Source organism: Stutzerimonas sp. LR2, from assembly GCF_055755175.1.
The window spans coordinates 1-654 of sequence record NZ_JBVTRR010000083.1 but is presented as its reverse complement, the minus strand read 5'-3'; the positions used below and the strand labels follow the sequence as shown (position 1 = coordinate 654).

At 45.6% G+C, this 654-nt stretch carries 1 protein-coding gene; it reads left to right on the top strand.

Going from position 1 to position 654, the window contains the following annotated elements; all coding sequences use genetic code 11:
• Positions 1-654 (top strand): lambda-exonuclease family protein (locus ACVRRC_RS22175; protein WP_472997604.1); only part of this gene is annotated, 654 nt, incomplete at both ends.

The following is a 654-nucleotide window of genomic DNA, read 5'->3' as shown; positions in this document are numbered from 1 at the left end:
CAGGCTTGCTTGCATCTGAAGATTTATCTGCTATCAAGCAGGTAGATGCCGGTAACAAACTCGAAGCGCTTGCGCGGTCGTACTGTGAAAATGAGTTGGGGCAAATTGCTTCACCTTTTTGCGTTCGACATGCCAAGTATCCGTTCATGATAGCTTCGCTTGATGGACAGCTCGATGACCGTTCCGTACTGGAAATCAAGAATCTCTCTGAGAAAAAACATTTAGCCATCCTTGAACAAGGTTCAGCTTCGCCGGAATTTAAATATTACTTCTGGCAGGTTCAGCACCAACTATTCGTAACAGGTGCCCCACAAGCTTATCTCGTTTTTTGGTCCGCTAAAGATCAGCCGAAGATTTTCCTCATCAAACCAAACCAAACTGCTTTCAACCGCTTATTTGCTGCATGCAAAGAATTTTGGGAACGTTTAGAGGAAAAGGTCGCTCCGGCTTTTGATAAACAGCAAGACATCCTGCTGATTTCTGATGCTGAAATTTTGGCTCAGACCAGTGAATTTACTGCTCCCGATGACCTCTCTGCTCGTATTGCTGATATCCGCCGTCAAGTTGCGAATGTCCGCACCAAAGAAGTTGAGTTTGAGGCCGTAAAAGCCCAGCTGTCTGATCTCGAAGAAACGCTTAAGGCGTCTATTCAAG